At 63.8% G+C, this 18620-nt stretch carries 21 protein-coding genes; 12 read left to right on the top strand and 9 right to left on the bottom strand.

Annotated elements, in window-relative coordinates:
* Nucleotide 1: 1 nt before the first annotated feature.
* Nucleotides 2-1498 carry an amidase gene (locus F3H98_RS05780; RefSeq protein ID WP_149759154.1) on the bottom strand — a complete coding sequence of 499 codons (1497 nt, stop codon included), beginning with the start codon at nucleotides 1496-1498 and terminating at the stop codon, nucleotides 2-4.
* 129 nt (nucleotides 1499-1627) lie between these two features.
* On the opposite strand from F3H98_RS05780, the gene F3H98_RS05775 reads away from it, so the two are divergent.
* The 4 genes from F3H98_RS05775 (at nucleotide 1628) to msrB (ending at nucleotide 4325) form a co-directional block, all read left to right on the top strand.
* A complete protein-coding gene (locus F3H98_RS05775) occupies nucleotides 1628-2167 on the top strand; it encodes a sigma-70 family RNA polymerase sigma factor (protein ID WP_149759153.1) in 540 nt (179 codons plus the stop codon).
* Nucleotides 2164-2889 (top strand): anti-sigma factor, encoded by a 726-nt coding sequence (locus F3H98_RS05770; protein ID WP_149759152.1) that lies wholly within the window; start codon nucleotides 2164-2166, stop codon nucleotides 2887-2889. Before F3H98_RS05775 ends, F3H98_RS05770 begins: the two co-directional genes overlap by 4 nt.
* Nucleotides 2890-3085: 196 nt before the next feature.
* Nucleotides 3086-3643 (top strand): fasciclin domain-containing protein, encoded by a 558-nt coding sequence (locus F3H98_RS05765; protein WP_149759151.1) that lies wholly within the window; start codon nucleotides 3086-3088, stop codon nucleotides 3641-3643.
* A gap of 190 nt (nucleotides 3644-3833) precedes the next feature.
* Nucleotides 3834-4325: a peptide-methionine (R)-S-oxide reductase MsrB gene (msrB, locus tag F3H98_RS05760; RefSeq protein WP_149759150.1), complete on the top strand. Its 492-nt coding sequence runs from the start codon at nucleotides 3834-3836 to the stop codon at nucleotides 4323-4325.
* Nucleotides 4326-4447: 122 nt separating this feature from the next.
* Here the strand turns inward: msrB and yihA are convergent, their stop codons facing one another.
* From yihA to F3H98_RS05745, 3 genes are all read right to left on the bottom strand, one after another.
* Nucleotides 4448-5113 (bottom strand): ribosome biogenesis GTP-binding protein YihA/YsxC, encoded by a 666-nt coding sequence (gene yihA, locus F3H98_RS05755; RefSeq protein ID WP_280177975.1) that lies wholly within the window; start codon nucleotides 5111-5113, stop codon nucleotides 4448-4450.
* A gap of 220 nt (nucleotides 5114-5333) precedes the next feature.
* Nucleotides 5334-5972, bottom strand: a complete 639-nt coding sequence (locus tag F3H98_RS05750; RefSeq protein WP_149759149.1) for a CatB-related O-acetyltransferase — start codon at nucleotides 5970-5972, stop codon at nucleotides 5334-5336.
* A 1161-nt stretch (nucleotides 5973-7133) separates the two neighbouring features.
* Nucleotides 7134-7436, bottom strand: coding sequence for a BolA family protein (locus F3H98_RS05745; protein WP_149759148.1), 303 nt, complete (start codon nucleotides 7434-7436; stop codon nucleotides 7134-7136).
* Between the two features lie 143 nt (nucleotides 7437-7579).
* Between F3H98_RS05745 and F3H98_RS05740 the strand changes: the two genes are divergently transcribed.
* From F3H98_RS05740 to F3H98_RS05720, 5 genes are all read left to right on the top strand, one after another.
* A complete protein-coding gene (locus F3H98_RS05740) occupies nucleotides 7580-8188 on the top strand; it encodes a J domain-containing protein (protein WP_149759147.1) in 609 nt (202 codons plus the stop codon).
* A 122-nt stretch (nucleotides 8189-8310) separates the two neighbouring features.
* On the top strand, nucleotides 8311-9297 hold the full coding sequence (cobS, locus tag F3H98_RS05735) for a cobaltochelatase subunit CobS (protein ID WP_149759146.1): 987 nt from the start codon (nucleotides 8311-8313) through the stop codon (nucleotides 9295-9297).
* 12 nt (nucleotides 9298-9309) lie between these two features.
* Nucleotides 9310-11211: a cobaltochelatase subunit CobT gene (gene cobT, locus F3H98_RS05730; RefSeq protein WP_149759145.1), complete on the top strand. Its 1902-nt coding sequence runs from the start codon at nucleotides 9310-9312 to the stop codon at nucleotides 11209-11211.
* Nucleotides 11208-12242 (top strand): esterase-like activity of phytase family protein, encoded by a 1035-nt coding sequence (locus tag F3H98_RS05725; protein WP_149759144.1) that lies wholly within the window; start codon nucleotides 11208-11210, stop codon nucleotides 12240-12242. The genes cobT and F3H98_RS05725 overlap by 4 nt, the downstream gene beginning before the upstream one ends.
* Nucleotides 12243-12462: 220 nt before the next feature.
* The gene (locus F3H98_RS05720; protein WP_149759143.1) at nucleotides 12463-12840 is read left to right on the top strand and encodes a nuclear transport factor 2 family protein; all 378 of its coding nucleotides are present in this window, start codon (nucleotides 12463-12465) and stop codon (nucleotides 12838-12840) included.
* Nucleotides 12841-12914: 74 nt separating this feature from the next.
* On the opposite strand, the gene F3H98_RS05715 is transcribed toward F3H98_RS05720, so the two are convergent.
* From F3H98_RS05715 to F3H98_RS05695, 5 genes are all read right to left on the bottom strand, one after another.
* On the bottom strand, nucleotides 12915-13586 hold the full coding sequence (locus tag F3H98_RS05715) for a spermidine synthase (protein ID WP_149759142.1): 672 nt from the start codon (nucleotides 13584-13586) through the stop codon (nucleotides 12915-12917).
* Between the two features lie 3 nt (nucleotides 13587-13589).
* On the bottom strand, nucleotides 13590-14270 hold the full coding sequence (locus F3H98_RS05710) for a queuosine precursor transporter (protein ID WP_244621613.1): 681 nt from the start codon (nucleotides 14268-14270) through the stop codon (nucleotides 13590-13592).
* An 89-nt stretch (nucleotides 14271-14359) separates the two neighbouring features.
* A complete protein-coding gene (gene rpmB, locus F3H98_RS05705) occupies nucleotides 14360-14656 on the bottom strand; it encodes a 50S ribosomal protein L28 (RefSeq protein ID WP_149759141.1) in 297 nt (98 codons plus the stop codon).
* A gap of 129 nt (nucleotides 14657-14785) precedes the next feature.
* Nucleotides 14786-15232, bottom strand: a complete 447-nt coding sequence (locus F3H98_RS05700; protein ID WP_149759140.1) for a DUF1284 domain-containing protein — start codon at nucleotides 15230-15232, stop codon at nucleotides 14786-14788.
* 1 nt (nucleotide 15233) lies between these two features.
* Nucleotides 15234-15824 (bottom strand): biotin transporter BioY, encoded by a 591-nt coding sequence (locus F3H98_RS05695; RefSeq protein WP_149759139.1) that lies wholly within the window; start codon nucleotides 15822-15824, stop codon nucleotides 15234-15236.
* A 198-nt stretch (nucleotides 15825-16022) separates the two neighbouring features.
* On the opposite strand from F3H98_RS05695, the gene F3H98_RS05690 reads away from it, so the two are divergent.
* The 3 genes from F3H98_RS05690 to F3H98_RS05680 all read left to right on the top strand — a co-directional run bounded on the left by F3H98_RS05690 (nucleotide 16023) and on the right by F3H98_RS05680 (nucleotide 18617).
* Complete coding sequence (locus F3H98_RS05690) at nucleotides 16023-16850, top strand: DUF3108 domain-containing protein (RefSeq protein ID WP_149759138.1); 828 nt, start codon at nucleotides 16023-16025, stop codon at nucleotides 16848-16850.
* Between the two features lie 187 nt (nucleotides 16851-17037).
* Nucleotides 17038-17931, top strand: coding sequence for an aromatic amino acid exporter YddG (gene yddG / locus F3H98_RS05685; protein WP_149759137.1), 894 nt, complete (start codon nucleotides 17038-17040; stop codon nucleotides 17929-17931).
* Nucleotides 17928-18617, top strand: a complete 690-nt coding sequence (locus F3H98_RS05680) for a lysoplasmalogenase family protein (RefSeq protein WP_149759136.1) — start codon at nucleotides 17928-17930, stop codon at nucleotides 18615-18617. Before yddG ends, F3H98_RS05680 begins: the two co-directional genes overlap by 4 nt.
* Nucleotides 18618-18620 lie beyond the last annotated feature (3 nt).

The raw sequence follows: 18620 nt of genomic DNA, 5'->3' as shown, positions 1-18620 counted from the left end.
GTCAGGCCGGCACTTGCAGCGGCGCCCGACGCTCGCGCCATCCCGACAGCTTTTCCATCTGGGCGGCGAGCGAGAGCAGCGTCTCCTCGTCGCCATGGCGGCCGGCTGCCTGAATGCCAAGCGGCAGGCCGTCGGCGGTGATGTGAACCGGCAGCGCGATGGAAGGTTGGCCCGAAACATTCTGGATAGCCGGCCAGTGGGTGAACCACAGGCTCTTGTCCATCAGCTGGCCAAGCAGCGCCTTCACCTTGAGCAGCGGTGTGAGGTGAAGCTTGTCCAGCATGTTCTCGAGGAAATCGTCGGCGCCGGTCGGGTCCATGGCGCCGCACTTCAGCGGTGGGTGGGCAAGGACAGGCATCAGCACCGCATCGTAGGCCGCGGTATGGGTCATGAGCTGGCGCGATGTGGCGGAGAGCCGCTCCAGTGCGGCGTAGACGGCGCCGCCCGAGACCAGTTCGCCGAAGCGTCCGACAACGCGCGTGGCGCGTTCAATCTCGCCGCCGACCGGACGCCCGACACGCTCGGACTCGGAACGCAGCGCGCCGGCGACAGCCGAGGCTACACACGTGACGAAATCCATCATGAAGCCGCGGCCGATGAACGGCAGGTCGATCTCCTCGACCGAATGGCCGCCATCACGCGCCAGGGCGACCGCGGCGTCGAGCGCCTTCAGCGTTTCGGCAGAGATGTCGAGGCCAAGCGGAGACTTGCGGTAAACTGCGAGCTTGAGTTTGCCTGGATCGCGCGCAGCGGCGGCGGCGAAGCTGCCATGCGGCGGACGAGCCGCGTATGGCGCCAGGTTGTCAGGGCCATAGGTGAGGTCGAGCAGCAGGGCCGAATCGCGCACCGAGCGTGTCACCGCATGGTTGACGACGAAGCCGTACCATCCTTCGGAGGCGAGCGGCGACATGGGAATGCGCCCGCGCGAGGTTTTAAGCCCAACGAGCCCGTTGCAGGCGGCCGGCACTCGGATCGAGCCGCCGCCGTCGGAGGCGTGCGCCACTGGCACCACGCCGGCGGCGACCAGCGCCGCCGCACCGCCGGACGAACCGCCGGTGACATGCCCGGTGTTCCACGGGTTGCGGGTGATGCCGAAGGCGGCGGATTCGGTAACCAGCCGCAGCCCGTGTTCGGGCGTCGTGCTGGTGGCGATCGGGACTAGGCCGGCGGCGAGATAGCGATCCGTCAGCACCGAATCGAAATCGGCAACGGAAACCGGCACCTTGCTGCCGGAATGGATGGGCACGCCCTTCATGGCGATGCCGAGGTCCTTGATTGCAAAAGGCACGCCGGCCAGCGGCAGTCTGCGGTCGACTGCGGCGGCGCGGCCGCGTGCCTGGTCGAAGAGCTTTTCGGCGATGGCGTTGATGTCGTGTGCTGTCTTTGCCGCACGCGAGATGGCGGCATCGACGAGTTCGACAGGCGAGATGTCGCCCTTGTTCACCAGAGCGGCGAGACCGGTGGCATCCTCCTGCCACAAAATCTTTTCGACCGACATGCGTTTCCCCTCCATCTGGTGCTTGGCAGGCTAACCGGCGCCGCGCGCACGTGCAACGCAGGCAGGCAACGCCGGCCATTGCCATTCGCCAGTTGCAAATTGGTGGCGAAGCGCCCTAGTCTGCCCGCAATGACGCCGCAGGACATCACCAAGCTGATCGTACGGGTCTCGATGAAAGATCGGGGCGCCTTCGATCTGCTTTACCGGCAGACCAGCGCGAAACTCTTTGGCGTCTGCCTTCGTGTCTTGAATGACAGGGCAGAAGCTGAAGAAGCACTGCAAGAGGTCTTCGTCAAAGTTTGGACGAAGGCCGACCGGTTTGCAGTTTCCGAGCTGAGTCCGATCTCCTGGCTGGTGGCCATTGCACGCAATCACGCGATCGATCGTGTTCGCGCACGCCGGCAGCCTGTTGCCCATATTGACGCGGCGCTGGACGTAGCTGACCCGGCGCCCGGCCCTGAAGCATTGGCTGTGGCAGGTAGCGAGAACGAAAGAATCTACAACTGCCTTGACGAACTGGAGCAGGATCGCGCCGCCGCGGTGCGCGGCGCCTACCTCAAAGGCGAGAGCTACGCGGAACTGGCGGAGCGCCATAGCGTACCGCTCAACACGATGCGTACCTGGTTGCGCCGCAGCCTGATGAAGTTGAAGGAATGCCTGGAGCGATGAGCCTGGCGGAAGACAACGGACCGGAGCGTGGAGGCGACGAGATTCTCGCCGCCGAGTACGTTGTCGGTGTGTTGCCCCTTGACGAGCGACAGGCCGCGAACCGCAGGATCGAGAACGAGGCGGCGTTCGCGCGCCTTGTCGACCAGTGGGAGGTTCATCTGGCGCCGATGGCGGCTGCCTATCAGCCGGTCGAGCCGCCGGAGACAGTGAAGCCGGCGATCGACAGGCAGCTGTTCTCGGGCCCGGCTGGCGCCGGTTCGGCAGCGGCCGGTGGCGGATTGTGGGCGAGCCTTGCCTTCTGGCGAGGCCTTGCCGCGGCAGCAATCGCCGCATTTGCCGTCTACGCAGCCATTCCGTTCATCAACCCGCCCGTCCAGCAGCCGGAGATGCGCCTGATCGCCTCGCTCGCCGGCGACGGCAGCGACGTCAAATATCTGGCCATGTACGACGCCGCCGACAGTCGGGTGTCGCTGTCGCATGTTTCAGGCGAACGCGCGACCGACCGCGACTTCGAACTGTGGATGATCGAGGGCCAGAATCCACCGGTTTCGATGGGTCTCATTCCCGCCGGCGCGACCGCGCATATCGTCATCACGCCCGAGATCCGGGAGAAGCTGGCTTCCGGTGCCGTGCTGGCGATCAGCCTCGAGCCTGTCGGCGGTTCGCCGACCGGACAACCCACCGGGCCGGTGGTCGCCGCCGGTGATTTGAAGAATCTCTGATAAAAGAGAAGTTTCGAAAAATATACGAAGTATGAAGTCACGAGATAGAGCTTATCTTGTGACGGGTTGGCATTAGAGGCAGAATATTAAAGTAAATCTTTGAAACAGATAACTTTTCTGTGAGGAGAGAAACTCAGATCAAACCCATCCGTATTTCCCGATGTCCCGCAAGGGGAAACAAAAGGGAGTTTGATCTATGCGTAAATTCACTTCTTCCATTCTTGGCGGCGCTCTCGCGCTTTCCGCATTTGCCACCGTTGCCTACGCGGCAAACCCGATGGTTGGCGGTGCGCCAATGCCGGCCGACAAGAACATCGTCGAGAATGCGGTGAACTCCAAGGACCACACCACGCTGGTCGCCGCAGTCAAGGCCGCAGGCCTGGTCGAAACCCTGCAGGGCGCAGGTCCCTTCACGGTTTTCGCGCCGACCAACGAGGCTTTCGCTGCGCTTCCGGCCGGTACGGTCGAGACCCTGCTGAAGCCTGAAAACAAGGACAAGCTGACCAAGATCCTGACCTGCCACGTGGTCGGCGCGGAAGCCTTCTCGAAGGACATCATGAAGATGGTCGACGACGACAAGGGCGCACATCCGGTGAAGACTGTCGGTGGCTGCACCTGGACCGCCAAGTATGAGGGCGACAAGGTCACCGTCACCGACGAGAACGGCAACGTAGCCAACGTTACAATCGCCGACGTCGACCAATCGAACGGCGTCATCCACGTCATCGACAAGGTGCTCTTGCCTAAGATGTAGGTCGTCTCAGTCCAAGGATGCGCGGGACGCTCGCTCTTATGAATCCCGTGCACCCGACAACGCGCGCCCCGCATCTCATGCCCGCTGGCTTGATGGACGTGGGGCGCGAGTGTTGAGCATTGCCGCTCAATCGGAGTTGATTTCGCCGTGAGCCACCGCCCGGCTAGGATGTGGCAAAAGGGAGAAACGAATGAAGCGCCGCCAGTTTCTGTTCGCCAGCGGAGCCGCCGTGGCCGCGCTTGCCGTTTCATCGGCATTCCGCCGGCCGGGCGCCGCGCAGGCCGAGACATTCGAAGTGACGAAGACGGACGCTGAATGGCGCGCCATTCTATCGGAGGCGCAGTTTGCAGTGCTGCGCATGGAAGACACCGAGCGTCCCGGCACCAGCCCGCTGCTGGAGGAAAAGCGCAAGGGTGTCTTCCATTGCGCCGGCTGCGATCTTGCGGTCTACCCGTCGGAAACCAAATACGAGTCCGGCACCGGCTGGCCGAGCTTCTGGGATTCGCTGCCCAATGCCATCGGCATCAAGGAAGACAACTCCTTGTTCATGACGCGCATCGAGTGCCATTGCCGCCGCTGCGGCGGACATTTCGGGCATATCTTCGACGATGGCCCGCAGCCGACCGGCAAGCGCCATTGCCTGAACGGCGTGGCCCTGACCTTCAAGCCGGCGACCGCGTAAGGCGTGCCGATGTTCCGATGATGCCGGCAGCGCCGGTTTTCACGCCGGCCCCGCTCAGTGGCCGCCGCCTCCGCTTGCTACGCGACCGCGAAATAGGGTAGTCAGTTCCGGACACCCGGAATTCAGCCGCCGCGCGCCGCCAGCGCGATGGCGTCGCGCAGTTCGTCCATGCCTTCGCCGGTCTCCGACGAGGTGGCCAGCACGAACGGGAACGCCGCAGGCCGCTTCCTGATCTTGGCCAATGTCTCCTCGATCAGCCGCGGCACACCGGCAGCCTTGATCTTGTCGGTCTTGGTCAGCACCAGTTGATAGGACACGGCGGCCTTGTCGAGCAGCGACAGCACCTCCTCGTCGTTTTTCTTGACGCCGTGGCGGGCGTCGATCAGCACATAGACGCGCTTCAGCGTCACGCGGCCCTTCAAATAGTCGAAGACCAGTTTCGTCCACTGGTCCACCTGCTCCTTCGGCGCCTGCGCGTAGCCGTAACCCGGCATGTCGACCAGCGCCATCGGCGGCAGGTCGCCGGCTTCGCCGGAATAGCCGTCGGGAACGAAATAGTTGAGCTCCTGGGTGCGGCCCGGTGTGTTGGAGGTGCGGGCAAGCCCCTTCTGACCGACCAGCCCGTTGATCAGCGACGACTTGCCGACATTGGAGCGGCCGGCGAAGGCGATTTCCGGCGGGCCTTCCGGCGGCAGGAATTTCATCGCCGGCACGCCGCGGATGAAGACCCACGCCCGGGTGAACAGCGCCGCGTTCAACTGGTCTGGCCTTGCCGTCTTTTTATCGATGTCGCTCACTCTGCCTGCCTTAGAGCCCAATCCATTCCGATTGAATCGGAATGGGGGCTCTATCTCTTTGTTGGAGCATGATCTTTTCCAAAAACCGGTTCCCATTTTTCGGGATCATGCTCTAATCGCCGGTGTCCGCTCTTTGCCGATGGCATCGGCATTCCCGGCCACCTTGTCAACCGATGAGTATTTTCAGGCGGCAATCGCAAGGCGAGCGCTATCACGCGGCGGCCTCCAGCCGCACGATATCGGCGCCGCGGATGGCATCGAGATTGCGGGTGATCTTGTCGACCGGCCAGTTCCACCAGGCGATGTCGAGCAGGCGTTTGATGGTGAGGCGGTCGAAGCGCAGCTTCACCGTCTTGCCTGGGTTTCCGGCAAAGATCGCATAGGGCGGGACGTCGTGGCTGACCACGCATTTGGCGGCGATGACGGCGCCGTGGCCGATCGTCACGCCGGGCAGGACCACCGCCTCCATGCCGATCCACACATCATTGCCGACCACGGTGTCGCCGCGGTTCTCCGCCTCCCATGTCTTGACGTCGAAGCCCTTTTCCCAGCCGTGGCCGAAGATGTTGAACGGGTATGTCGAAAATCCCGACATCGCATGGTTGGCGCCGTTCATGATGAAGCGCGCGCCCTCGGCGATGGCGCAGAATTTGCCGATGACCAGCCGGTCGCCGATGAACGGATAATGGTGCAGCACGCATTTTTCGGCGAAACGGTCCGGCCCGTCGGGATCGTCGTAATAGGTGAACTCGCCGATCTCGATGTTGGGCGCGGTCACCAGCGACTTCAGGAAGCCGACGCGCGAATGCATGGGGATGGGGTGCTTGAGGTCCGGATTGGGGCCAGTCATGGGATATCCGTCGAATGAATGCCGGGTTTGCCATCCTGCCTCTTTTGGAACTTTTGCAAAGACCCCCTCTCCGGTTTGCTGCGCAAACCACCTCTCCCCCGCTTCGCAGGGGCGAGGAACCCAAGCTGGAGAAGCGCTGGCGTCGCGGCAGCGGTTCCTCGCCCCTGCGAAGCGGGGGAGAGGTGTCGAGGCGAAGCCGAGGCGGAGAGGGGGTTCCTTTCATCATCGCAAGCTTCTCCATCGCCACGCCCGGATTTTCATCCGTCTGGCCATTGCATGAAAGATAGTCGGGAAGCGGGGCGCTGGGTCAGCACCTCGTAAATAAGTAATCTGGCGCCTTCCCAGCGCCCCGCCGGCGATTTTCGGCCATCCCATCTCCCAACATCGGACCTTCCGGTATGCACCGGTGGTTTCTACGTGTCAGCGCCAGATCATACCGCGCCTGGTTCCCGTCAACGCGGGAAATCGTAGAGACTCTGGGACAGCCCTTCGTCTCCACGGCCACGTTAGCCGCTTGCCCGAAGCGCCGGTTCCTCCCCGCAAACCACCGTCATGATCGGCGTTCCCGCAGGAGAAACTGCCGACAACTATGCGGCAGCGGCAAAGGGGTGTGGATAAAACAAAATGAAAGACTGCTGACAGATGCTGACAATGGGGGTTGGGAAGGGTGCGCGGGATAAGCTGGTTTCCGGAGAGGTCGTGATCCTTCGCGCCCTGCCGGCCATCTCCCCCTCAAGGGGCAGGGCAATCGCATATGCGTGGTCGACCCCGGGGGAGAGGAAGCGCTGGCCGCTATGGCGGCTCCCTTTCCTCTCCCTCCGGAGGGGGGAGAGGTGGCCCGAAGGGCCGGAGTGGGGGAAGATAGAACCTATATGCGATTGCCCTCCCTCAAGGGGGGAGATCAGTCGCTCCGCCGACTTCGCTCAATCGCCAACGCTGGGGGGTGAGCGCTTTCGCCAGAGCTGCCAATCTCCCCACCTGAGGGGGAGATGGCCGGCAGGCCAGAGGGGGGCGACGTAAGGCATAGCCTGCTCCGCCAAGAGGGGACTATTCAAACTTAATGCATGTCGCCCGAAAGTGTCCTCGGTTTCGGCGACATCAGGAGAGGCGAGGCGCGAACTAGCTATCGACGAATGACCCGAGGGCGAGAGCAGAATCCCGCTACCAGCGGGTCTTTTCGCCCGGAGCCGCCGGTTCGATCGCAAGGGCGTGCAGGCCGGCTTTCATTTCGTCGGCCAGAAGGTCGTTCACGGCACGGTGGCGCTCGATGCGGCTCTTGCCGGCGAACGCCGGCGACACGATGCGGACGCGGAAATGCGTCTCGCCGGTGCCGTCATAAACGACGTGATGCCCGGTTTCCTCGTGGTGATGCCCGGCATGCAGGTGGCTCTCGTTGATGATGACCAGCCGCTCCGGCGAAAAGGCGGCCGTAAGCTTCTTTTCCATCGTTTCCTGTATGGACATCGCTGCTTCCCTTCACCACATGTGGTCGGCCCGCCACAAAAAACACCAATCGGACAGGACGGATCGCAAATCAGCGGTTAGGTCCATCATCCGCCAAATGTCAATTCTTGTTTCGTGCGGTGAACGCCCCATAATCGGAACGAATGAAACCGTATTCGAAATATTTCGAGAAAATCCGCGTGCGGCCGGACAAGGATGCCGAGCTGAAGTCGCACGCGCCGCGCTGCCAGTGGGACGGCTGCAGCCAGGCCGGCACGCATCGCGCGCCGGTGGGCCGCATGCGCGAGGGGGAGTATTTCAAGTTCTGCTTCGACCATGTGCGCGAGTACAACAAGGGCTTCAATTATTTCTCGGGCGTTCCGGATTCCGAAATCGCCCGCTTCCAGAAGGAGGCGTTGACCGGCCATCGCCCGACCTGGACGATCGGTGCCAATGGCGGCGCCCGCTCCTCGCCGGACATCGCCCAGCAGCGTTCCGGCCGCGCCGGCTACTACAACCGCATGCGAGACCCGTTCAACCTGTTCAGCGGGCCGAAGGAGCCGCGCGAACGCAAGGCCAAGCCGCTTGAGGCCAAGGCTCTGGAAACGCTTGGCCTTGACGCAAAGGCGACTGGCGCGGACATCAAGGCGCGCTATAAGGAACTGGTGAAGCGTCACCATCCGGATGCGAATGGCGGCGACAGAGGTTCGGAAGACAGGTTTCGCGATGTGCTGCAGGCCTATCGCGTGCTCAAGCAGGCAGGTTTGTGCTGAGCGAACTTTGAAGTCCGGGCTTTTTTCCAACTTTCATCCGGTTGGAAAAGGCTCTAAGACCGCCCCCGAACAAAATCGATTGCCGGCGAAGCTCGATGTTCGCCTGTGGAGACGTGGACATTATGAACAAGGTCGATCGCGACATCGCCAATCTCCCCGATACGACGGTATCGGTGAAGGAGAAATTCGGCTTCGAATCCAGGATGGTCGTGCCGGCCTATTCGGTTGCCACCGAGCATGTCCCCGATGTCGACCCCGACTACCTGTTTGACGAGCAGACCACGCTGGCGATCCTTTCCGGCTTTGCCTTCAACCGCCGCGTCATGGTGTCGGGTTACCACGGCACCGGCAAGTCGACCCATATCGAGCAGGTCGCCGCCCGTCTCAACTGGCCTTGCGTGCGCGTCAATCTCGACAGCCATGTCAGCCGTATCGACCTCGTCGGCAAGGACGCCATCGTCGTCAAGGAAGGCATGCAGGTCACCGAATTCCGCGACGGCATCCTGCCCTGGGCCTACCAGCACAATGTCGCGCTGTGCTTCGACGAATACGATGCCGGCCGCCCGGACGTGATGTTCGTGATCCAGCGCGTGCTGGAATCGTCTGGCCGCCTCACCCTGCTCGACCAGAGCCGCGTCATCCGCCCGCACCCGGCCTTCCGCCTGTTCGCCACCGCCAACACGGTCGGCCTCGGCGACACGACCGGCCTCTATCACGGCACCCAGCAGATCAACCAGGCGCAGATGGACCGCTGGTCGATCGTCACGACGCTGAACTACCTGCCGCACGACAACGAGGTGGCGATCGTCCTGGCCAAGGCCAAGCACTACAAGAACGACAAGGGCAAGGACATCGTCAACAAGATGGTGCGCGTCGCCGACATGACCCGCTCGGCATTCATGAACGGCGACCTGTCGACGGTGATGAGCCCGCGCACGGTCATAACCTGGGCCGAGAACGCCGAGATCTTTGGCAATGTCGGCATGGCGTTCAGGCTGACCTTCCTCAACAAATGCGACGAGCTGGAGCGGTCGGTGGTGGCGGAGTTCTATCAGCGCGCCTTCGGCGAAGAATTGCCTGAATCGGCTGCCAACGTCGTTCTGGGATAGAACAAGGCTCACATGGCGGGTCCGGGCGACAACTCAACGCGCAGCAAGCCGAAGGCCAACGGCGAGGGCGAAGCCTTCAAGCGTGCGGTCTCCGTGTGCGTGCGCGCCATCGCCGGCGACCACGACCTCGAAGTCGGCTTCGCCAAGGACCGCCCGGCCTTTGCGGGCAACCGTGCGCGATTGCCCGAACTGCCGAAAAAGCCGACGATCAGCGACATCGCGGTGACCCGCGGCATCGGCGATTCCATGGCGCTGAAGCGCGCCTGCCATGACAACCGCATCCATGCCAAGCTGGCGCCGGAAGGCAAGCAGGCCCGCGCCATCTACGACGCGGTCGAACAGGCGCGTGTCGAGGCGATCGGCTCAAGGGCCATGCTCGGCGTTGCCGACAACATCGGCTCGATGCTGGAAGAAAAATACGCCAAGGCAAATCTCGCCGACGTGAAGGACCAGGCCGACGCGCCGATCGAGGAAGCGATTGCACTGATGGTGCGCGAGAAGCTGACCGGCCGCCCGGCGCCGAAGAGCGGCGAGCGCATGGTGAACCTCTGGCGCAAGTGGGTCGAGGAGAAGGCCAGCGCCGACCTCGACGGGCTGGCCGCCAAGCTCGACGACCAGAACGCCTTTGCCCGCGTCGTGCGCGATATGCTCGCCTCGATGGAAATGGCGGAGGAACTCGGCGACGACCAGGAGAGCGAAGAGGCCGAGGACAGCGACGACGACCAGCCGCAGGGCGAGGAGAAGAGCGAGGAGGGCGGCGAGGACGATTCCGGCTCCGACGATTCGCAATCCGAGGACGCCGAGCCTTCCGCCGAGGACCAGGAGGCCGGCGAGACCGACGCCGCCGACGCCACCTCCGACGAGATGACGGACGAGGACGACCCCGACGCCGAGACGCCTGGCGAGGCGAAGCGTCCCGACAACCCGTTCACCAACCTGCCGAAAGAGATCGACTACAAGGTCTTTTCCACTGCCTTCGACGAGACGGTTGGGGCGGAGGAACTGTGCGAGGAAGAGGAGCTCGACCGTCTGCGCGCCTTCCTCGACAAGCAGCTTTCCAACCTGCAGGGCGTCGTCGGACGCCTCGCCAACCGTCTGCAGCGCCGCCTGATGGCGCAGCAGAACCGCTCGTGGGACTTCGACCTCGAGGAAGGCTATCTCGACCCGGCCAGACTGGTGCGCGTGGTCATCGACCCGATGCAGCCGCTCTCCTTCAAGCAGGAGCGCGACACCAAGTTCCGCGACACGGTGGTGACGCTGGTGCTCGACAATTCCGGCTCGATGCGCGGCCGGCCGATCACGGTGGCCGCCACCTGCGCCGACATCCTGGCGCGCACGCTGGAGCGCTGCGGCGTCTCGGTGGAGATTCTTGGCTTCACCACGCGTGCGTGGAAGGGCGGGCAGGCGCGCGAGAAATGGCTGAAGGACGGCAAGCCGCCAAACCCGGGCCGCCTCAACGACCTGCGCCACATCATCTACAAATCGGCCGACATGCCGTGGCGTCGCGCCCGGCGCAACCTCGGCCTGATGATGCGCGAAGGCCTGCTCAAGGAAAACATCGACGGCGAAGCGCTGCTGTGGGCGCACAACCGCCTGATCGCGCGGCCCGAGCAGCGCAAGATCCTGATGATGATCTCGGACGGTGCGCCGGTCGACGATTCGACGCTGTCGGTCAATCCGGGCAACTATCTCGAACGGCATCTGCGCGCCGTCATCGAACTGATCGAAAGCCGCTCGCCGGTCGAGCTTCTGGCCATCGGCATCGGCCATGACGTCACCCGCTACTACCGCCGCGCCGTCACCATCGTCGATGCGGAAGAACTGGCTGGCGCGATGACCGAACAACTGGCTTCGCTGTTCGGCGAGGAGAGCGTCCGGGACACCCGCCGCGGCGGCCTGCGGCGCGCCGGATGACGCCACCCTCGCTCCGGCTGCGCAACTGGCTGGGAGGCTTTGCCGCCCTCGCGCTGATATCCGTGCTGGGGCTTGCCAATTCGGGCGATGCCGGCTCCGCGCCGCTCGACCGGATCACCATCAGCACCAGGCCGATCACCCAGTTCCGCATCGGCCGCGACGACAAGCAGTTCGGCCCGCTGGAATTTGTCGGCGGTCTCGAAATGACCGCCAATTCGCGCCATTTCGGCGCCATCTCGGCATTCCGCTTCACCAGCCCCGGCGGCAGTTTCGTCGGCGTCGCCGACACCGGCTTCTGGTTCTTCGGCAAGCTCGTGCACGACGACGCGCAAAAGCCTTCCGGAATCGCCGATTTCAGCATGGAACAGATGGTCGACCCATCCGGCCAGACCTTTGCCCGCAAGTGGGAGGTCGACGCCGAGGGCCTGGCCGTAAAGGACGACATCGCCACTGTCGGTTTCGAGCGCAACCATCGTGTCGCCCGGTTCAGGATCGAGCCCGGCAAAATGGGGCCGGCGTTCCGCAACCTCGATTTCCTCGTGCCCGCCCGCGAACTGCGCCAGAACCGCGGTTTCGAAACCGTCGCCTATGCCGCCCCGCACGGCCAGCATGCCGGCGGCCTCGTCGTCGTCTCCGAAAAGAGCCTGGACAGCCGAGGCAACATTTTTGCCGCCATCCTCGAAGGTCCGGGCAAGGGCGTCTTCACGGTCAAGCGCAACGGCAATTTCGACATCACCGACGGCGCCTTCCTGCCGGACGGCGACCTGCTCCTGCTGGAACGCAGCTTCAACATGGCGGAAGGCGTCAAGATGCGGCTGCGCCGCATCGAAGCCGAAAGCATCGTCGAGGGTGCGGTCGTCGACGGCCCGGTGCTGATGGACGCCGACATGGGCTACCAGATCGACAACATGGAAGCCATGGACGTCTGGCAACGTGCAGACGGTGCGGTGATGGTGTCGCTGATGTCCGACGACAACCACTCGATCCTGCAGCGCAATCTCTACCTGGAATTTGTCCTGCACGAGGATTGAGTGTCTGATCCAAAAGTCGCCAAGCCGGGCTGCAAATGGCGGCTTTCTGCGCTTCCGGTGCTCACGTACCCAAATGTACGCTCCGCTCCGGTTCTCGAAACCACCATTTTCGCCTCGGCCTGCCGCTTTTTGATTCAGACACTGAGCCCGTTTGCAAATTCTACTGCGGCATGCTGACAGTTTTGACGGTATCGTCGCCCATGCCGGATGGAGGCGGATCATGTCGCTGGACGTCACTCAACTGATCGATCGCTATTGCGCCGTGTGGAACGAGGCCGATCCGGCCCGGCGTAAGGCGCTGCTAAACGCAGTCTGGGCCGATGGCGCCACCTACACCGACCCGCGCGCCGACACGGCAGGCGCCGACGAACTGCTGGCGCATATCGCCAGGGTCAGGGAGAGCCGCCCCGGCGCACGCATCCTGCGCACCAGCACGGTCGACGTCCATCACGATGTCGCCCGTTTCGGCTGGAGCTTGGTCGAAGCCGACGGCACGGAACGGCCCGGGCTCGACATCGCCCTGCTCAGCCCGGACGGCCGGCGCATAGAACGCATCATCGGCTTCTTCGGACCGCTGCAGGCGGGTGAGGCGGGCTGATATCGGCCCGCCGGCTCTGATGGCCGGCTCCGCGGTCAGCCGAACACCGGTGACCGGGAGCGCCGGACCAGGGATCAAGCCCTGGTCGCGAGCCAGATGACGTGGCGGGCGCCGCGCTTGTTGTGGGCGCGCACTTTCACTTCCTCGACAGCGAAGCCCGCCCGCTGCAGCCGGCGGGTGAAGCCGGCGTCCGGCGCCGACGACCATACCGCCAGCACGCCGCCTGGCCGTAACGCGGCGCGGGCGCTGCTCAGCCCGGCCATGTCGTAGAGGCCGTCATTGGCCTTGCGGGTCAGCCCTTCCGGGCCGTTGTCGACGTCGAGCAGGATGGCGTCGTAATCCGCCCTGGCGGACTTGATGATAAGGCCGACATCAGTTTCGGCGATGGCGACGCGCGGATCGTCGAGGCAATCGCCGAACACTTCGGCCATCGGCCCGCGCGCCCACGCAACGACCGCAGGCACCAATTCGGCAACGGTGATTTTCGCGTCAGCGCCAAGCTCGGCGAGGGCCGCGCGCAGCGTGAAGCCCATGCCCAGCCCGCCGATGAGGATTTTCGGCGATGGCGTACCCTGGATCTTGCCGCAGGACAGTTTCGCCAGAGCTTCTTCCGAACCGCTGAGGCGGCTGTTCATCAGCTCGTTGGCGCCGAGCATGATCGAGAATTCGCTGCCGCGCCGCTTCAGGCGCAGTTCCTGCTCGCCGTCGGGCGTCTTTGCGGCGTCGAGCTGGACCCAGGGAATCACGGCTCAGGCCGCGACCGCGGGCTGGCTCCAGCGGGCGGCGATCAGGCGGTAGGGGATCAGCGCGAAGACGGCGATCAGCAGTTTCACGGTGAGGTCGCCGATGGCCCAGGATATCCAGCGCGGCGCCGTTTCGGTCATGACGCCGAGCAGCGGCGCCTGCTCCAGTGCGAAGCCGTCATCGGGCCCGACGAAAGCGAAGCTCGCGGCGAAAGCGATGCTGAAGAACATCGCCGTGTCGATCACCGAGCCGGCCAGCGAGCCGAACACCGGCGCGCGCCACCAATCCTGCCGGCGCAGCCAGTTGAACACCGTAATATCGAGAAGCTGGCCGACGAGGAAGGCGCTGCCCGAGGCAATGGCGATGCGGACCAGACGGCCGGCAGCCGTTTCGTAAGGGATATAGCCGTACTGGAAAAGCAGCGGCGGAATGACGATCGAGCAGGCGATGGCCGCCACAAAGCCGATCATCACGATGCGCCGCGCCACAACCGGCCCGTAGCGGCGGTTGGCAAGGTCGGTGACCAGGAAGGCGACCGGGTAGGTGAAGGCGCCCCAGGTCAGGATATCGGCAAGGGCGAGCTGCCCGAGCTGCCCCTGAACCGGGAACTGAACGGCAATGTTCGATGCCACGACGATAAGCGCCATGGCGGCGACAAACGGAATATAGGCGGAAAGGCGTATCATTTTTTTATCCTGGGTAATGGAACCAGTCGGGCGCAACCATGACGGCCTCGCCCGGGTTGGCGGGCAGGGCGCCCGCCGGGTCGGGAAAATCAGGCGGCCGGCTGTTCGGCGTTCTTCTTGGCGATCTGCTTCTTCAGCAGGCGGGCGCGCTGCGACAGCTCGGCAACGTCGGCCTTGGCCAGGAAGGCGTCGAGACCGCCGCGATGCTCGACCGAACGCAGGGCGTTGGCCGAAATGCGCAGCTTCACATTCTGGTTCAGCACTTCCGAGATCAGCGTCACATTGACGAGATTCGGCAGAAAGCGGCGCTTCGTCTTGTTGTTGGCGTGGCTCACATTGTTGCCGGTCATAACGGCCTTGCCGGTCAGTTCACATGCGCGGGACATTTTACTACCTTCAGTTCTGTTCGGTGCCGGGCCAAAAGACGATGTCGCACCAGAAACGGCAGGCGCGGGCTCAGTCAGGCGGCCACGTAGGAAAAGTTGGCGTTCCCTTAGTGGGATTTGGCACAGGCGTCAAGCGCAAGGTGCCCCGGCGTCGTTCCAAGCAAGTCGCGCGCCGTCAAAATCGCTTGCGGCCACCGCGCTACACAGATCGAACCATTCGCAGCCGGTGCAGGCCTCCCTGGTTCTGCCGGCTGCAAAACTGTGGCGCATGCGGGCAACGGTGGCAGCATCCAGCGTGATGCGCTCTCCAGTGTTGACCGGCCGCCCCAGCAATGAGGCGACCGCCGATGCGGCGCGATCGTCGCGATCCAGCACGCTTTCTAGATGGCAATGAGCCTGCGCATCACCTTGCAGCGGCTGGCAGATGTCGTCCGGTCCGGCGACGAGCAAGAGATCTTCGCCCTTCGCCAGCCGGCCTACGACAGCATCGTAATTGTCGACAAACGCCGCGCCATACCCCTTGCCGACATAGGTCAGCATGCAAAGCAGGTGATGGGCGCGCAGGCGCAGCGTCATGTCAGAGGGCGGAGTGGATGCGCCGTGTTGCCTCGACGCTGGCGGTTGCAAGCACTGCCTTGAGAATGCCGCCGACGATGAAGGGGCCCACGCCATAGGTCCAGGCATCTGACACTCCGATCATGCCAGCGAGCCACAACCCGCCGAAAGCAAGGATAAACGCCCCGCCGATCAGCATGGCCGCAACGTTGCGCAGCAGATTCCCCTTGGAAGTCCAGCCGCGTTCGGCCAGCCAGCCAACCATCGCGGCGGCCAACGGGAAGGCGACCAGATATCCGCCGGTCGGCCCGGCAAAATGCGCGAGCCCGCCCGCTCCGCCGGCCAGCACCGGGAAGCCAACCGCGGCCTCGGCAAGCCAGGTAAGCACGGTTATCGCACCCATCCGCCAGCCATAGAGCGCGCCGATCAGCGTCACTGCGAATGTCTGCATCGTCATCGGCACCGGATACATCGGAACTTCGATCCACGACGAGGCAGCCAGGAACAGCGAGCCGAGCGCCACCGCGATCGCTTTCACCAGAACGGATTGGCCGCTGAGGCGCAGCGGGACGAAACTATTGGAGCCGGCGGCTGCCGAAAACGCGTTGCTCATGATGTGAATTTGCTCCTTGAGGGCCGACAACGGCCGTTGATTGCATCTCGTGCAACCCGGGCGCGTCTTCCGCATCGCACAGCGCGGCTTTATTCCACGAGAAAACGCGCGACACAATCTTGCCAATCAAGGATCGGCAGATCCATTGGCGCGAGCGATATCCACATAATCGCCTGAATCATGCGACGATCTGGCGCGATGTCTATCAAGCGCTCCACTTTCCGTTGCAGGGCAGCCATAAAGCCGGCCGCGGCGGTGCTTGCGATCGTGGCTGCCGCGGCGTTCGCCGCCAATGCCGCAGCGGCCGAGAAAGCCCAGTCCTTCCACGCCGACTACTACGTCTCCTATCTCGGCCTGACCATCGCCAAGTCAAGCTTCGAAAGCACCATCAGCGACCGTTCGTTCAAGCTCGGCGGTTCGCTGTCGAGCGCGGGCCTCGCCGAATTGTTCGACGACACCAAGGGCACGACCTCGGCATCCGGCAGTTTTTCGCGGGGCGTCGCCCGACCGGATGCCTTTGCCGCCAACTACACGACCGGAAGGAAGGCGAAGAAGATCGCCATCAGCTTCGCCGACGGCACGGTCACCAAAACCGTCAATCTCCCGCCGCCGAAACCGCGCGGCGAAGACTGGATCGCGGTCGGCGAAAACCAATTGCGCGGCGTGGCCGATCCACTGTCCGCGACGCTGGTACGCGCAGACAGCCTGGACAAGGTGTGCGGCCGCACCCTGAAGGTCTTCGACGGCGAGCTGCGGGCCGACCTGTCGCTTGCCCATGCCGAAAGAGGGCCGGTTTCAATCGGTGGCTACGAGGGCGACGCAGTCGTCTGTGAAGGCAGGTTCATACCGGTCGCCGGCTACCGCAAGGGACACAAGTCGATCGAATATCTGAAAAACCGCAGCAAGATCCGCATCACATTTGCGCCGCTGGGCACGACTGGGGTATATGCGCCGATCCGCGCAACGGTCGGTACAAGGATCGGCACGATCACCATCAGTGCGCGGGGGATGAAACAGATCAACTAGGGTGTGTTGATATTCAGGTGATGCCGGCCTGCAAATGGGGCTTTCTCCGCTTCCGGTGCTCACGTACCCAAATGTACGCTGCGCTCCGGTTCTCGAAATCCGCCATTTTCGCCTCGGCCTGACCTGAATCTCAATCCACCCTGGATCACGACCTACGCCTTGCCGCGTCGGTTTCGGGGGGAAGAAGATGGCGCGCGCCACTCTGATCGGGTTTTCGGCGGTCGCCATGTGGGCGCTGCTGGCGTTGTTGACGGACGCATCGGGTGCGGTGCCGCCGTTCCTGCTGTCGGCGATATGTTTCTCCATCGGCACCGGCGTCGGCCTGGTGGCGCGGTTATTCTCGCCGGCTCCGGCCGAGCGGGTGAAAATTCCGCCGCAGGTCTGGGTGATCGGCATTGCCGGATTGTTCGGCTACCACTTCTTCTACTTCACAGCGCTGCGCAACGCGCCGGCGGTCGAGGCCAGCCTGATCGCCTATCTGTGGCCGCTGCTCATCGTGCTCGGTTCGGCGCTGATGCCGGGCGAAAAATTGCGCTGGTTCCATATCGCGGGTGCGGCGCTCGGGCTGGCAGGAACCTTCCTGATCATCACCAATGGCGGCGGGCTTTCGTTCGAAAGCCGCTATGCCTTCGGTTATGCCATGGCCGCGGTCTGCGCCTTCCTGTGGTCCGGCTATTCGCTGCTGTCGCGGCGCTTTCCGGCGGTGCCGACGAGCATCGTCACCTGGTTCTGTGCGGCAACGGCGGTGCTGTCGTTGCTGTGTCATCTGGCGCTGGAGGATACCGTCCTGCCGTCCAACGCCGGCCAGTGGCTGGCCGTGCTCGGCCTCGGGCTGATGCCGGTGGGCGCCGCCTTCTATGCCTGGGACATCGGCGTCAAGCGCGGCAACATCCAGGTGCTGGGCGCCGCGAGCTATGCCGCGCCGCTGCTTTCGACGCTGATCCTGATCGCCGCCGGCTTTACCGAACCGACGCCGCATATCCTGCTTGCCTGCTTGCTCATCACGGCGGGTGCCGTGCTGGCGGCCAAGTCGCTGATCTTCGGGCGCGCTTCCGCCAGGCAGAGCGAGGCAAAGCCGTGACGCTGCCGTTTCCCGGAAGCGCCACCGACACGGCAAACGCCACGCTGATCTTCTCGATCGCCGCGGCGCTGCTTTATCTCATCATGCTCGACGCGCCGCAGTCCTTCCGACGCATGGCGGTGAAGACGTTTGCGGTGGCGCTGCTTTCGGTGCTCGCCTTCTTCCAGGGCGGCCCTGTTCTGCTGGTCGCGGCATTGGCGTTGAGTGCGGTGGGCGACGCCTTTCTGGCGCGCGACGGCGACAAGGCATTCCTGGCCGGCCTTGGCAGCTTCCTTGCCGCGCATCTCGTCTACATCGCCCTGTTCTGGCAATCCGGCGGCTCCGCCGGCATTCTTGTCGCGGAGCCGTGGCGCGCCGTGCTTGCGGCTGCCATGCTGGTCTTCGCGCTGTTCATGCTGTCGCGGCTGCTGCGCGTGGTGGCAAGCGACATGCGGCTGCCGATCGTCCTCTATGTCGCGGCGATTGTCGTCATGGGCATCGCGGCGCTGACGCTCGGCAATCTTTTCATCATCGCCGGCGCGGTGGCGTTCATGGCCTCGGACACCGTCCTTGCCAGCGAAAAGTTCCTGATGGCTGAGCAATCGCCCGGCAGCCGCCCGGCCCGCGTCGCCGTATGGGTACTTTATTATGCGGCGCAGCTCTCGATCACGCTGGGTTTCCTGCTGGGTGATGCCGGCCTGACCTGATTC

This window comes from Neomesorhizobium albiziae (assembly GCF_900114255.1).
Taxonomy (GTDB): Bacteria; Pseudomonadota; Alphaproteobacteria; order Rhizobiales; family Rhizobiaceae; genus Neomesorhizobium; species Neomesorhizobium albiziae.
Note: the sequence above shows the minus strand (reverse complement) of the source record. Positions and strands in the feature narration are given on the sequence as shown.